This is a genomic window from Natronomonas sp. EA1, from assembly GCF_051195035.1.
Taxonomy (GTDB): Archaea; Halobacteriota; Halobacteria; order Halobacteriales; family Haloarculaceae; genus JBNTJV01.
The window spans coordinates 210139-223841 of the sequence record NZ_JBNTJV010000003.1 but is presented as its reverse complement, the minus strand read 5'-3'; the positions used below and the strand labels follow the sequence as shown (position 1 = coordinate 223841).

The following is a 13703-nucleotide window of genomic DNA, read 5'->3' as shown; positions in this document are numbered from 1 at the left end:
TCCCGGTTCCGGGTCAGTCGACGAGCACTTCGACGGGCTCGCTCTCCTCCTCACCCTCCTCGCCGCCCTTGCGCTGCTGGTAGAACAGCGCGCCGGCGACGGCGAGGACGACCCACGAGCGCCAGTTGGCGAGGTTCAGCGTGTAGCCGATGCCGAACGGCTTCTCGACTAACATCCCCTCGTCGGGCTGCCAGTAGGAGGAGAGCAGCCGGCCGAGACTCGGCCGTTCGAAGTTGTACGGGATTCCGAAGAGTTCGCCTGACTGCGGTTTGTCGGCCATGTCTCCCCGTACGTTCGGCGACATTAAGGGCTTACTGGTGTGGGTGTGGTGACAGCTGTCACTGGTAGCGCCCGCGGCCCTCGACCTCCCGGAGCTGGGCGACGACGCGCTCGTCGCCCTCCTCGGCGTAGGCGGCCTCGAACGCTTTCTGGAGGGAATCGGCGTCGTCCGCCGTCCCCGCGAGCGCCTCTCCGAAGACGTGGAGGTCCATCGCGTAGTCCTCGACGTCCTTCGAGAAGTAGCCGAGCCCGAAGTCGATGAGGTACGTTCGCTCGGGGGCGACGCGGGCGTTCCGGGGGGTGGGGTCGCCGTGGACCAGCCCCGCCTCGTGGAGTCGGGCGAGATGTCGCCCCACGTCCCGGACCCGCGCCTCGGTGAGCTCCTCCCGGAGGTCGGCGGTCCCGACGTACTCGAATCCCAGCACGGACTCGTCGAGGTCCACGTCCCGAATCGTGGGGGTGGGCACCCCGTGGTGCCGCGCCTCGCTCGTCAGCCGCGCCTCGCTCGCGGTGCGTTCCTTCCGCAATCGAGCGTCGAGCTCGGGGTGGCGGTAGGCCTTCGGAAGCCGTTCCTTCTCCACGTCGTCACCGAGCTGGACGAGCGCCTCGGCACCCCGGATCTCGGTGGTCTCCCCGGTCCGTCCGACGGCCTCGTTCGCCCGCCACGTCACGGGCACCTGGTCGGGGCGGAAGTCCGGGTCCACCTGCGACTCCTCGATGGCGATGGTGTCCCCGGCCTCGTACATCCGCGCGCCGAGCACCGCGATCATCCCGGCGTTGTCCCGGAGGAACCGTCCGGGGGGTGCGAAAAAGTCCGCGCCGCGTTCGGCGCACATCGTCTCCAGCATCTCCCTGAGACGAGCGTTCTGTCCGACGCCACCGCCCAACACGAGTTCGTCCGCGTCGGTGAGCGAGAGCGCCCGCTCCGAGACCTCGGTGAGCATCCCGAAGATGTTCTCCTGTAAGGAGAAACAGACGTCCTCGACGCGCTCGCCCTCGTCGACCGCCTGCTTCGCCGCGCTCATGATGCCGGAGAACGAGAAGTCCATCCCCTTCACGACGTAGGGCAGGTCGATGTACTCCCCGTCCTCCGCGGCGGCTTCGACCTTCGGGCCGCCCGGATGCGCCCAGTCGAGATGCCGGGTGAACTTGTCGATGGCGTTGCCGACACCGGTGTCCATGGTCTCGCCGATAACGCGGTAGCGGCCGTTCCGGAACCCGAGTAAGTGCGCGTTCGCGCCGCTGGCGTTCAGACAGACGGGGGAGTCGAACCCGGAGAGATGGCGGCCGATCTCGAGGTGGGCGACCATGTGGTTGACGCCCACCAGCGGCACGTCGCGGGCGCCGGCGAGCGCGCGGGCGGCCGTGGCGACGATACGGAGACAGGGGCCGAGGCCGGGGCCGCGCGAGAAGGCGACGGCGTCTATCTGGCCGTCGTACTCCTTTCGTATATATGCCATCGCCTCCGCGATGACCTCCGGAATCGCCTCCCGCATGTGCTCGGCGGCCTCACGCGGGTGAATGCCGCCGCTCTCGGGCTGGTAGGCGTCGGAGGCGATGAACACGTCCTCACGTTCGGTATCGTAGACGGCGGCGCTCGCGCACCACGCGGTCCCCTCGATACCGAGAACGCGGGTCACCTTATTCGACGTTCCACTCGGTGAAGCCGCACTTGCCGCAGTGCTGCCGGTCACCGTGGTCCGCGAGGAACGTGTCCCCGCACTTGGGGCACTGCTCCTTGTTCGGCGTCCCGTCGTCGTTGTAGTACTCGTGGCGGGCCATCTACGCTTCCTCCGCCTCGACGTCGGCCTCTGCTTCCTCGTCCGCGCCGATCTTGTTGCGGTCGAGCATGTACTCCTGTTCGACGTCGCGGGCGAACTCCGAGGAGTCGTACACCTTCGCGTAGCCGACGGTCTTGCGCATGCCGTATTTCGTATCGAGCTTGTGGACGACGACCTCGTCGGAGTCCTTGTTCAGCTTCGCAGCAAGCGAGTCGCGGACGGAGAGCCGCGAGGGGCTCGCGTCCTCGTGGACGATGGTGAACCGAACGTCCGTCCGGTGCAACATGGGATTTTCATCCTCGTCGATGATTTCGATTTCCATGGTTCGTTGTCCGTTACTCCCCTCGAAAGGCGTAAAAGGATTTCGAGTCGGCTATCTTTCTGCGAGCAGGTCGGCGACCCGGTCGTGGTCCCCGACCATCTCCCCCAGCAGGAAGCGGACGCGCTCGCGCCGCTCGGCGGTGACGAGGGCGTGGACCATCCCCTCGTCGGGCTGGCCGTAGACGATGCTCGCGCCGAGCGGCGCGACGAGCACGGCGGGTAACGCGGCCAGATCCTCCTCGCCGATGACCTCGATGACGGTCGTCCCCTTCCGGGCGACGGCCTCGCGGAGGGCGAGCAGCAGGCCCTCGGTGAGCGTCGCCGGCGGGTTCTCCACCTCGATGCGGTGGTCGAACCCGTCGATGGCCTCCAGCACCTCCCGCTCGACGCGCTCGCGTTTCGTCTTCCCGTCGATGAGCGCCACGTCCGGGCGGGCGTCGGCCTGCAGGAGGTGGTAGGTGACGATGTCGCCGACGGCGATGACGGGGCCGTCGCTCTCGGAGAGGAGGGTGTCTGCCTCGGTGAAAATCGGCCCTAGCGGGTCTTTCAGCTCGCCCCGAAGCGACTCCGGGAGTTCGAGCAGGACGTCCATCTACCGGACCTTCAGCGCGTAGCGACCGGGCTCCGTGACCTCCATCTCGCGGGCGATCTCCGACTGCTCGGGGTGGGCGATGATGACGTAACCGGCCCAGTCCTCCGTCAGCGAGGTGGAGTTACACGAGGGACACTGCTGGCCGTCGTCGGTGTCGAGCACGCGGTGGCACTCCCGACAGACGAGTCGCTGCGCCATTATTCACTCGCCGCGGCGTTCTGCCGCTCCTCTTTCAGCCAGCCGTGTTTGCCGAGGCCGGGTTGTTTCGCCGTGAGCCCGATCTTCGAGTCACGGGGGTTGCGCTCGTCGATGCTCTTCGTGACGATGCGGGCGCGAACCGCGTCGCCGACGCCGAGGACGGCGTTGGAGTCGCGCGAGGCGAGCTGCTGGTTCTCGTCGTCGAACGCGAGATACTCGTTGGAGATCTGCGAGACGTGGAGCAGGCCGTCGACCGGGCCGATCCCGATGAACGCCCCGAAGTTCACGACCTCGACGACCTCCCCGTCGATGACCTCCTGCATCTCGGGGTCGAAGGTGAGCGCGTCGAACTCCGCCTCGTAGTAGACGCCGGGGCGGTTCGGAATCACCGCGCCGTCACCGATGTCGTGGACCTCGATGACGGAGACGACGGAGCCGACCTCCTCGTCCATCCGACCTTCCAGTTTGTCCTGCAGGAGCTGTTTCACCAGCTGTGGCGTTACATCCGCGAGGTGCTTGGGCGGCACCTCGACCGTGTCCTTGAGTCTGACCCGTTTGTACATGCTAGGGATTCGTGATGTGCAGTTTCGACCCCCCGCGTAAACAGATTACGGGAACACCCGCATCGAGCAGGCGTCGCTTGAGGGGGCCGTCGTTCGTGACCGCGTAGTCGCACTCGGCGGCGCATTCGAGGACGGCGTCATCCGCGTACTCGGCGTCGGTGTCGACGACCGTGCTGCGGTCGGCGAGGTCGCGACCGACGCTGGCCGCGACCCGTTCCGTCCCGTGTGTCCCCGAGAGCTTCTCCAGTTCCTCGATGACCGCGCGTGGCGTGATGGACTCGTAGGTGCCGAGGAGCCGCGAGAGCTCGTCGAACACCCGCACGTCGCATTCGACCGGCATCATGTACGCGTTCGTGTCCATCACGATTCGCATTTATTTGAGCGTGCCGACGCCGATGAGCCGCCAGCGCGTCCCCACGCGGCGGTTGATGGCGATCTTGGCACCGTCCCCGGCACAGACCGGGCGCTTGAGGTTCACCTCGCACTCGCCGGTGCGGGCGGAGGTGACGGCGCCGACCGTCGTCGCCGTCCCGACCGTGAGCATCAGCGGCTCGCCGGTGTTGATCTCGTCGACCTCCTCGGCCTCGTCCCCCACCACGCGGTCGAGCAGTTCGACGTCCATGACGAACGACTCTCGCGTCGGGGGGAGCGTCCCCTCCGGCCCGGCGACCTGCCCGCCGAGGGCGTCACCTTTCGTGAGCGAGGGGTCGAGCCCCGTCCCGACGCCGATGAGACCGCCGGGATGAACGGAGTCGACCTGCTCGCCGCCGGCCTGGAGCGACCGGATCGTCGTCTGGACCGGGCGGTACTCCGTCTGGCCGCCCTCCTCGACCTGGCGGCCGGGGCGCAGTTCGATCTCGTCGTCGACCTCGAGAGTGCCCTGCGTGAGCGACCCGCCGATGACGCCGCCGGTGAGCTTGTCGAACGTCGTGCCGGGGCGGTTGATGTCGAACGAGCGGGCGACCTGCATCCGCGGGTCGGCGTCCTCGTCGCGCTCGGGCGTCGGGATCTGCTCCTCGATGGCGCCGATGAGTGCGTCGATGTTGACCTCCTGTTCGGCCGAGATGGGGACGATGGGGGCGTCCTCCGCGACCGTGCCCTTCGTGAACTCCTTGATCTGCTCGTAGTTCCGCGTCGCTTGCTCGCGGTCGACGAGGTCGATCTTGTTCTGCGCGATGACGATGTTCTCGATGCCGATGATGTCGAGTGCCATCAGGTGCTCCTGGGTCTGGGCCTGGGGCACCTCCTCGTTGGCGGCGACCATCAGCACGGCGCCGTCCATGATGGCAGCCCCCGAGAGCATCGTCGCCATGAGCGTCTCGTGACCGGGTGCGTCGACGAACGAGACCGTCCGGAGCACCTCCGTCTCCTCGCCGTCGACCGTCTCCTCGACGGTGTAGCAGTCCGGCGCGTCGCGGCCGGGAATCCGCCGGAACGTCGCGTCAGCGTAGCCGAGGCGAATGGAGATCCCGCGTTTGAGCTCCTCGGAGTGCTGGTCGGTCCACGCGCCCGAAAGCGCCTGCACGAGCGTCGTCTTCCCGTGGTCGACGTGGCCGACCAGTCCGATGTTCACCTCCGGTTGTCGGTGAGTGTGAGTCATTGAGTAATTGGGTGAACTTCGCCGCGTACGAGTGATAAATGTACCGTGTCGCGCTTCTCCACCCGCGTGCGGGGGCGCGACACGCTTTGCGTCGAGACCTCCCAGTCTGCGTACAAAACTGTGGTTCAGCCAAGGTTTTAGCGTCCCGGGATCTCAGATGGGGATATGAGCGATTCGTCCGCTTCCGACACCGAGAGCATCCTCGCCTGCGAGGAGTGTCTCGCGCCCGCCGAGGCGTTCGCCGTCGTCGGCAACGAGACGCGGCTGTCCATCCTCGAGGCGCTGTGGCGGTGTGAGCGGCCGGTCTCCTTCTCCGATCTCAGACGGGAGGTGGGGATGCGCGACTCCGCGCAGTTCAACTACCACCTCTCGCAGCTGACGGGCCAGTTCGTCCGCAAGACCGACGAGGGGTACGACTTCCGGGGGGCGGGTGAGGCGGTCATCCGCGCCGTCCTCTCCGGCACCATCAACCAGGACCCGACGCTGGAGCCGTTCCCCGTCGAGGGGTCGTGCGTCGAGTGCGATTCGGGGCTGGAAGCCCGCTACGCCGACGAGCGCATCTCCATCGCCTGCGGCGAGTGTGGCCGCCCACACGGGGGGTACGGCTTCCCGCCGGGTGGCCTCGAAGACCGGACGAGAGCGGAGGTGATGGACGCGTTCAACCAGCGCGCCCGCCACCTCTCGTGTCTCTCCGCGGACGGGGTCTGTCCGGAGTGTAACGGGCGGATGGAGACCTCGCTGTCGACGGCGACGGAGCTCCGGGGGATGGACGTCCGCGTCGACCACGAGTGTCAGCGCTGCCGGAACCACATCGTCTCCTCGGTGGGGCTCGTCCTCCTCGACGACGCCGCCATCGTCGCCTTCTACCGCGACCACGACATCGACCTCAACACCGTCCCGTTCTGGACGCTGGAGTGGTGTATCGCCGATTCACACACCCGCGTCGTGGACGAAGACCCGTGGCGAATCGAGCTCACGGTCCCCGTCGACGACGAGGCACTCGTCTTGACGCTCGACGGCGACCTCTCGGTCATCGGGCGGGAGCGCCGGGAGCGCGCGACCGCATGATCAGAGCGGCGGTCGACCGACTCCTCCCACCCGAGCGGCGCGCCGACCTGTGGAACACGGCCCGTGCCCGGCTCACCGACGGCGCGGCGATCCTCGCGGTGACCGTCGTCGCCGGTGTCAGTATCCTCGTCGCCGTCGCGCTCCTGCTCGGCATCCTCCTCAATACGGCGTCCGCGCCGGGGGTCATCCTCGGCTGGATCGCGATGTTCACCCTCGCGCTCGCCATCCCCATCGGGGCGTTCCGCGCCGGCTCCGCGGTGTTCTCCCGACTGGAGCGATAGCCGCGCACACGCCCCGACAGTTTTTGACACACCCGTCTGAAGGGGGCGTATGTTCGACGCCGACAAGGTGAGCACCATCACCTTCGACTCGTACAGCACCGTCGTCGACGTGAACTCGGCCATCGAGGCGCTGGAGCCGTACGTGGACGAGCCGAAGTACGTCGCGAGTGTCTGGCGGACCCACTCGCTGATGTTCACGATGGCCGCGAACGACATCGACGCGTACGAACCCTTCTACGAACTGAATCGCCACGCGCTCACCTACGCGCTGGAGGGCGCGGGCGCGACCTTCACTGAAGCGGAGCGCGACGAGATCCTCTCGGTGTACATGGACCTCTACGTCTTCGACGACGTGCGTGAGGGGATGGAACGCCTCGGGAGCGAATACGACCTCTACATCGTCTCGAACGGCAACCCCGAGATGCTCGACGCGATGGTCGACATCGCCGACATCGGGGACCTGCTCACGGGCGTGGTCTCCGCCCAGGAGGTGGAGACGTTCAAGCCGGACGCCGAGATCTACCGCCACGCCGCGGCTCGGACCGGGACGCCCATCCAGGAGATCGCCCACGTCTCCGCGGGCTGGTTCGACGTGCAGGGCGCGGAAGCCGCGGGGATGCAGGGTATCTGGGTCAACCGCGACGACGGCCCGTGGGTGAACTTCGACGGCGAGCCCGCGCTCGAAGTCGAGTCGTTCCTCGAGTTCGCCGACCACCTCGGGCTGTAACCCGGCGACGGCCGACCGAGTAGGCTTTTTCCGTCTCCACGCGAAGAGCGTCCCGTGCGGGAGTTCCCCTTCGAGATGCGGCTGTGTGCCCGACTGGAAAGCGAGGGCCACCTCGTCTCGCGCCAGTTGGGGGCTTCCATCGCGGGCAAACGGGTCATCGACACCCTCCTCGTGGAACCGGGCCCCCAGTTCGACGCGCGGACCCGGATCACCCCCCACAGCATCCCGGTCCGGGCTATCGAGAGCGACATCGGGGTGGGCCGCGCGCGCCGTCCCGCCCGGGCGTTCGACTGCTCGCCACAGCACGCGCGGAGCGTGGCCGAACGCGCCGCGGCGGTGGGGTTCTTCGAGGCCGAGCGCCGGGGCGGCCAGCGTCGCTATCGCCAGACTGCGCGCTACCCGGACTGGTTCGGCTCGCTGACGGGTATCGAGAACAAACCCGACCTCGGCCGGCCGGGGGAGCTGGAACTCCAGTTACGAAAGGACGTCTCCCTTTCACTCCTCGACGAGATCATCCTCTGTACCGAATCCTACGTCACCGGTGCGCACCTCAACCGCATCCCCGACGAGGTGGGCGTCTGGCGGTTCGACCCCGAGACGGGCGACCGCGAGGTGATCCGGGAGCCCGCCCCCCTCGCCCCCGGCGAGCCCGGCATCGAGGTGCTGGAGGAACACCCTGGCCACACCGAGATTCGCCCCGTCACGGTCGCGGAGAAACGAACGGCCCGGCTGAAGCTCGCCGAGCGAGCGTATGGAAAGGGCTGGCGCGTCCCCCTCGCCTGCCCGCACGGCGAGTACCGAGAGATACACGGGGTGGGTGGCGTGGCCTACTGCCCGACGCGAGACAGAGTCGTCCACCCCTCGGAGGCGTGTGCGCCGGGCGACCCGCCGGAAACGGACCTCGATTCCTTCAGAGCAGCGCACTCCCAGTGGGTGCGCGACCCCGCGGGTGTCGCCCGAACGCAATCGGGGCTGGACCGGTTCGGAGAGTGAGCCGATACCCCTAACTCATCGCTCCTGTGAGCATGCGTATGCGCTTCGCCCTCGTCTGTGTCCTCCTTCTCCTCGCTCCGGCGGGCGTCGGACTCGTCGGCCCCGCAGCCGCGCAGTCGACCGCCCCCTGTGCCGGCACCATCGACTCGCCCGCGCAGGGTGTCACCGTCGTCAGCGTGCAGGGCGCGCGGTTCGACACCTCCCCCGCGAAGAAGACGACCGCCCGGCTGGTCGGGTTCGGCCCCCGCGGTGAGATCAAATGGGTGTACGAGACTCCACGGAGCCTCGTCTGGTCGTACGACGTCGACCCGCTTCCGAACGGGAACCTGTTCGTCACGGGCACCCGCCCGGACGAGACGGTGTTCTTCGAGTTCGACCCGCGTACGCAGGAACGCGTCTGGACCGAAGTCCTCCCGCTCGTGGACACCCACGACGCCGACCTCCTCCCCGATGGCCGCATCGCCATCGCGAACATGCGGGCGTACGACGAGTCGGCCGACCGGAACGACGACCGCCTGCTCATCTACAACCGCACCTCCGAGGAGTACGAACAGGAGTGGCTCTTCCGCGAGCACTTCTCGAAGGAGATCGGCGGCCAGTACGAGGACGACTGGACCCACGTGAACGACATCGACCGGGTGAACGCCCACGAGTATCTGCTCTCGCCGCGCAATTTCGACGTGGTCATCCTCGTGAACGTCACCTCCGGCGAGGTGGTCCACCAGCTCGGCGAGTACGGGAACCACGCCGTCCTCGAGAAACAGCACAACCCCGTGCTGCTCGACGACGAGACGATCCTCGTCGCCGACTCCGACAACAACCGGGTCGCGGAGTACCGGTTCGACGGCGAGGAGTGGGAGCGCACGTGGACGCTCGGCTCGCGGGAGACGCTCCACTGGCCGCGTGACGCCGACCGACTTCCGAACGGGAACACCCTCGTCGGCGACTCGAAGCACAACCGCGTGCTGGAGGTCACCCCCGAGGGCGAGGTGGTCTGGGAGGCGTACGCGCCGTGGCTGGTCTACGACGTGGAGCGTGTGCCCTACGGCGACGAGGCGGGTGGCCCCACCATCGCGGAACAGGGGGCCGAGGGGCGCTACGCGGTGACGGGGGGCGACGTCTGGTCGACCGCGAAACAGGAGGCCTGTGTGGAGGCGCTGAAGGCCGTGGGACCGAACGAGGTCAGGCAGGTCTCGGGAGCCGGTGGTACCGAGGTCCAGCCGCGGTCCGCGACGCCCACGCGAGGGGCCGGTGCGGGCTTCGGTGCGGCGCTGGCGCTCGCGACGGTGGGTCTGGCCGTCCTCGCGAGGGCTCACAGCGAGTAACGCTCCCCGTCGACGGCGAGCGGCTCGGCAAACGCCTCCTCGGGGTCGAGATAGTGGGCGACGTGGACGATTCGGGTCTCCGTCGCGTTCAGATCCGCTCCCAGGAGTGTCGCCCCCTCGATGGTCATGTGTTTCGTGCCGAAGGTACGGTAGACCCCATCCACCTCGTGGCTCCCGCCGGCGGGGTGGTGTTTACAGAACCGCGCGGGGACGATGCCGTCGGCGAGGAGCAGGTCCGCATTCCGGAGCACGTCGCGTGACTCCTCCGAGATGCCGTAGCTCGTGTCACCGGAGATGGCGAGAATTCCTCCAGTATGGGGGTCCTCGATTCGCACCCCGTAACAGACCAGGGGTGGGTGGACGACGGGGACGAAAGTCACCTCGAACCCACAGGCCTCGAACGGCTCGAAGGGGGTCTCGGGCCGCACGTCGATGGCGTTCAGGTAGTCGTACTTGCGGGCGATGGTCTCCGCGACGGACTCCCCCGTCTTCGGGTCCGTCTCGTTCGCGGCGTGGACGGGAACCCCCTTTCGCAGGCGGTAGAGGTTCCCTAATCCGTCCAGGTGGTCGAAGTGGATGTGGGTGACGAGGACGGCATCGGGCAGGGGAACGTCGTGGGTGAGGAACTGCTGGCGGAAGTCGGGCGCGGCGTCGACGAGGAGGGACTCGTCCGTGCGCTCGTTGTAGACGTGGACCGAAAAGCGGGTGCGCTCGATGCCGCGCTCGCGGGCGACGGTACAGGTGTCACACGAGCAGCCGGCGGTGGGCGTGCCGGTCGTATCGCCCGTGCCGAGGAGGGTGACGTCCATCGATTCGTGAGAGGGGATGGAGGCGTCTAAAGCCCTCGGTCAGTCGTCGTGACTGTGGTCGTGGTCGTCGTGGTCGTGACCGCCATCTTCGTCGTCCGAGGAGGAACTACCGGGCGAGCCGCGCCAGTTGTCGAAGTCCTCCATGTTCTTCAGGTTGTCACGCTCCTCGAAGCCTTCGACGGCGCGCAGCAGGTCGTCCTGCGTGAGGGTGGTGCGCTCTTCCGTCAAGGCGTCGAGGACGGCCTCGCGGAGGACGAGCCGGAGGTCGCTCCCCGTGAGCCCCTCGGTGGCGTCGGCGACTTCGTGAGGGTCGAAGCCCTCGATGTCCATCCGGCGGGTGACGACCCGGAGGATGTCCGAGCGCATGCTCGAATCCGGTTTCGGGAAGTTGACGATCTCGTCGAACCGGCGCCACGCGGCGGCGTCGAGCTGGTTCGGGTGGTTCGTCGCGCCGATGAGGAGCACCTCGTCCTGGATGAGGCTCACCTCGTCGATGGACTTGAGCAGGGTGTTGACGGCGCGTTTGATGGCCGCGTGCTCGTCGGAGGAGCGGGTCTTGGCGACGAAGTCGAACTCGTCCATAAAGAGGATACACGGCGAGAGGCGTTTCGCCACCTCGAACGTCTTGTCGACGTTCTTCGCCGTCTCGCCGAGATACTGGCTCGTGATCATCGAGAGCTTGACTTCGACGAACGGGAGTTCGAGCTGGTGAGCGAGCGCGCGGGCCACGGATGTCTTTCCGGTGCCCGGCGGGCCGACGAACAGGAGCTTGCCGATCTCGCGGAGGCCGATCTCCGCGAGGTAGTCGCGGTGCTCGATGGCTTTCATCACCTTGTCGATCTCCCCCTCCTGGTCCTCGGTGAGGACGAGGTTGTCGAGGGTGATCTCGATCTCCTCGGGGGCGCGGATCTCCACCAGGTCGAGCATCTCCTCGTCGTCCTCGTCGAACATCTCGTCGAGGAGGCCGTCGATCCAGACGCGGTCGGCGTGGATGGGGCGGTTGGAGGTGCGGGCGCGCTCGTACTCGACGTCGTCGAACTCCGACTCGAAGGCGTACGCGAGGGTGGGGTTCTCCATCAGCCGCTCGGGGGAGGTGCGGTCGAGGTACCACTGTTCGGCCATCCCCTCGTCGGTGAAGTCGATGGTGCCGGAGAAGTCGTCCCGGTCGGTGAACATGAGGCCCTTGACGGCATCCCACGGCCGGTCGATACCCGTCGCAGCGGCGGCACTGGAGTTGGTGGTCGCGAGCGGTCGCTCCACTTCCCCGTCGGTCCAGAAAACGCGGCGGTACTGTGGCGGGAGGTCTCGCTCGTCGAGGTCCCGATGCTTCGTGTAGAGGTGCGCCGTCAGGAGGAATTCCACGACGTCGAGCTCCGGGGTGCTCATCTCCGCAGATATTGGGGAAGCCGCGTGATAAGGCCGTCGGGACGTGATTCCGTCGCAATCCCTGCCGATTCCTCGTCCGCGGACCTGTCGTCCGCCTGTCGGCTCGTGGTTTCCAGCGATAACATGGAGTGGCCGAGAGATTAACAGCAGCAACCGTGTGTACTGGTAAATTTAACATGGAGGAACGGATAGGTGGGGTGTATGAGTGCCAACACGCCAGTCGTCGTGAAGGCGTATCGAACCCCGCAGGGGAAAGACGGTGGCGTCTTCGCCGACGTGCGCCCGGAGGACCTCTCCATCCCGCTCATCGACAAGATACTCGATGAGACGGGGCTCACGGGCGAGGACGTCGACGACCTGATGTGGGGCTGTGCCCAGCAGCGTAGCGAGCAGGGGAACAACATGGCGCGGGTCATCGCGCTCATGTCCGACCTCGGCGAGAAGACGCCCGCGACCACCATCAACCGCTGGTGTGCCTCCTCCGCGCAGGCGGTCATCTCCGCGTCGGACGCCATCCGCGCGGGCCAGCGCGACGCCATCATCGCCGGTGGGGTCGAGAGCATGTCCCGCGTCCCGATGGGCGCGAACAACGAGATCAACCCGGGGCTCAACGAGTATCACAACGTTGCCGCCCTCTCGATGGGGATGACCGCCGAGGAGGTCGCCGAACGCTACGACGTCTCGCGTGAGACGCAAGACGAGTTCGCCGCACGCTCCCAGCAGCGCGCCTGCGCCGCGACCGAGGAGGGGCGCTTCGACGACGAGATCGTCCCCATCGACAACGGTGAGGAGATCATCACGAAGGACGAGGGCCTGCGCCCCGGCACGACGGCCGAGAAGCTCGCGGAGCTCCCGACCGTCTTCAAAAGCGAGGGGACGGTCACCCCCGGCAACGCCTCGCAGATCTCCGACGGCGCGGCCGCGCTGCTCGTCACCTCCCGCGCGTTCGCGGAGGAGCACGACTTCGAGATCATGGCCGAGATCGGGAACAACGCCGTCGCCGGCGTCGAGCCCGAGGTGATGGGCATCGGTCCCATTCCGGCGTGTGAGGAGTTGTTCGAGCGCTCCGGCACCACCGCCGACGACTACGACCTCGTCGAGCTGAACGAGGCGTTCGCGAGCCAGTGTTACTACTGCCAGCAGGAACTCGGCTTCGACGACGACATCTACAACGTCAACGGCGGGGCCATCGCCATCGGCCACCCGCTCGGGGCCTCCGGTGCTCGTCTGCCGGTCACGCTCCTCCACGAGATGGAGAAGCGCGACGCCGAACGCGGCCTCGCCACCGAGTGCGTCGGCTTCGGGCAGGGTGCGGCCATCGAGTTCTCGCGGTAACTCGGGCTCCGTTTTCCCGTTTTTCGCTCCCGTGAGCCACGGCTCCGATAGGGCGAACAGGCGACCCATCGCTATCGAGTGGGGTGGGTCGCGCTCCCGCCGTGGCCCCGACTCGACGATGCTCAGACGATGGGGCCGCTGGTTCCGGCCTCGTATTTGAACGTTCGTACGTGTGTTCGGATGCGGGCGGGCAGGAGCGCAGAACTGCCCGTGTACACGGGGCTGTGTGTGCGTGCCCGCTCGCACTCGCGAGCGGGTCGCACCACACGGGGAAGGTAGGTGCGGTGCGGGGCTGTGCGGTCGCGGTGCGGGCCTGGTGGACATGCAAAGGGCGAGGGCGGTCGCGCCGAAGGGGAGTCGGTGCGCGAGCCCTATTCGCGAAGCGGATATCTCGCGCAGCGACCGCGAGCGGCCGAGGGCTTTGCCGGTGTTTTCAGTCCAGAAG

General features: G+C 67.3%; 17 protein-coding genes. 6 read left to right on the top strand and 11 right to left on the bottom strand.

Features of this window, described 5'->3' with window-relative positions; all coding sequences use genetic code 11:
• Window positions 1–13 precede the first annotated feature (13 nt).
• From ACQUQR_RS10735 to ACQUQR_RS10695, 9 genes are read right to left on the bottom strand one after another with little or no spacing between them, the layout of a single operon-like run.
• A complete protein-coding gene (locus ACQUQR_RS10735) occupies window positions 14–280 on the bottom strand; it encodes a DUF5808 domain-containing protein (RefSeq protein ID WP_435196471.1) in 267 nt (88 codons plus the stop codon).
• Between the two features lie 58 nt (window positions 281–338).
• Window positions 339–1919 carry a bifunctional N(6)-L-threonylcarbamoyladenine synthase/serine/threonine protein kinase gene (locus tag ACQUQR_RS10730; protein WP_435196470.1) on the bottom strand — a complete coding sequence of 527 codons (1581 nt, stop codon included), beginning with the start codon at window positions 1917–1919 and terminating at the stop codon, window positions 339–341.
• Between the two features lies 1 nt (window position 1920).
• On the bottom strand, window positions 1921–2061 hold the full coding sequence (locus ACQUQR_RS10725) for a 30S ribosomal protein S27ae (protein ID WP_435196469.1): 141 nt from the start codon (window positions 2059–2061) through the stop codon (window positions 1921–1923).
• Window positions 2062–2382 carry a 30S ribosomal protein S24e gene (locus ACQUQR_RS10720; protein WP_435196468.1) on the bottom strand — a complete coding sequence of 107 codons (321 nt, stop codon included), beginning with the start codon at window positions 2380–2382 and terminating at the stop codon, window positions 2062–2064.
• Window positions 2383–2433: 51 nt separating this feature from the next.
• Window positions 2434–2973 (bottom strand): GTP-dependent dephospho-CoA kinase family protein, encoded by a 540-nt coding sequence (locus tag ACQUQR_RS10715; RefSeq protein WP_435196467.1) that lies wholly within the window; start codon window positions 2971–2973, stop codon window positions 2434–2436.
• Window positions 2974–3174 carry a transcription elongation factor subunit Spt4 gene (gene spt4, locus ACQUQR_RS10710; protein WP_435196973.1) on the bottom strand — a complete coding sequence of 67 codons (201 nt, stop codon included), beginning with the start codon at window positions 3172–3174 and terminating at the stop codon, window positions 2974–2976.
• Window positions 3171–3734, bottom strand: coding sequence for a DNA-directed RNA polymerase (locus ACQUQR_RS10705; protein ID WP_435196466.1), 564 nt, complete (start codon window positions 3732–3734; stop codon window positions 3171–3173). The genes spt4 and ACQUQR_RS10705 overlap by 4 nt, the downstream gene beginning before the upstream one ends.
• Before the next feature lies 1 nt (window position 3735).
• Window positions 3736–4107: a PIN domain-containing protein gene (locus ACQUQR_RS10700; protein WP_435196465.1), complete on the bottom strand. Its 372-nt coding sequence runs from the start codon at window positions 4105–4107 to the stop codon at window positions 3736–3738.
• Entirely contained in the window at window positions 4108–5334 is a 1227-nt protein-coding gene (locus ACQUQR_RS10695) for a translation initiation factor IF-2 subunit gamma (protein WP_435196464.1), read from the bottom strand.
• A 165-nt stretch (window positions 5335–5499) separates the two neighbouring features.
• On the opposite strand from ACQUQR_RS10695, the gene ACQUQR_RS10690 reads away from it, so the two are divergent.
• From ACQUQR_RS10690 to ACQUQR_RS10670, 5 genes are read left to right on the top strand one after another with little or no spacing between them, the layout of a single operon-like run.
• Window positions 5500–6402, top strand: a complete 903-nt coding sequence (locus tag ACQUQR_RS10690; RefSeq protein ID WP_435196463.1) for a DUF7351 domain-containing protein — start codon at window positions 5500–5502, stop codon at window positions 6400–6402.
• Window positions 6399–6683 carry a hypothetical protein gene (locus ACQUQR_RS10685; protein WP_435196462.1) on the top strand — a complete coding sequence of 95 codons (285 nt, stop codon included), beginning with the start codon at window positions 6399–6401 and terminating at the stop codon, window positions 6681–6683. The genes ACQUQR_RS10690 and ACQUQR_RS10685 overlap by 4 nt, the downstream gene beginning before the upstream one ends.
• A 49-nt stretch (window positions 6684–6732) precedes the next feature.
• Complete coding sequence (locus ACQUQR_RS10680) at window positions 6733–7410, top strand: haloacid dehalogenase type II (protein WP_435196461.1); 678 nt, start codon at window positions 6733–6735, stop codon at window positions 7408–7410.
• A gap of 54 nt (window positions 7411–7464) precedes the next feature.
• Entirely contained in the window at window positions 7465–8403 is a 939-nt protein-coding gene (locus tag ACQUQR_RS10675; protein ID WP_435196460.1) for a DUF5787 family protein, read from the top strand.
• A 38-nt stretch (window positions 8404–8441) separates the two neighbouring features.
• On the top strand, window positions 8442–9728 hold the full coding sequence (locus ACQUQR_RS10670; protein ID WP_435196459.1) for an aryl-sulfate sulfotransferase: 1287 nt from the start codon (window positions 8442–8444) through the stop codon (window positions 9726–9728).
• On the opposite strand, the gene ACQUQR_RS10665 is transcribed toward ACQUQR_RS10670, so the two are convergent.
• Window positions 9716–10537: an MBL fold metallo-hydrolase gene (locus ACQUQR_RS10665; protein WP_435196458.1), complete on the bottom strand. Its 822-nt coding sequence runs from the start codon at window positions 10535–10537 to the stop codon at window positions 9716–9718. The genes ACQUQR_RS10670 and ACQUQR_RS10665 overlap by 13 nt on opposite strands.
• Window positions 10538–10576: 39 nt before the next feature.
• Window positions 10577–11923, bottom strand: coding sequence for an AAA family ATPase (locus ACQUQR_RS10660; protein ID WP_435196457.1), 1347 nt, complete (start codon window positions 11921–11923; stop codon window positions 10577–10579).
• A gap of 201 nt (window positions 11924–12124) precedes the next feature.
• Between ACQUQR_RS10660 and ACQUQR_RS10655 the strand changes: the two genes are divergently transcribed.
• Window positions 12125–13258, top strand: a complete 1134-nt coding sequence (locus ACQUQR_RS10655) for a thiolase family protein (RefSeq protein ID WP_435196456.1) — start codon at window positions 12125–12127, stop codon at window positions 13256–13258.
• The last annotated feature ends 445 nt before the right edge of the window (window positions 13259–13703 follow it).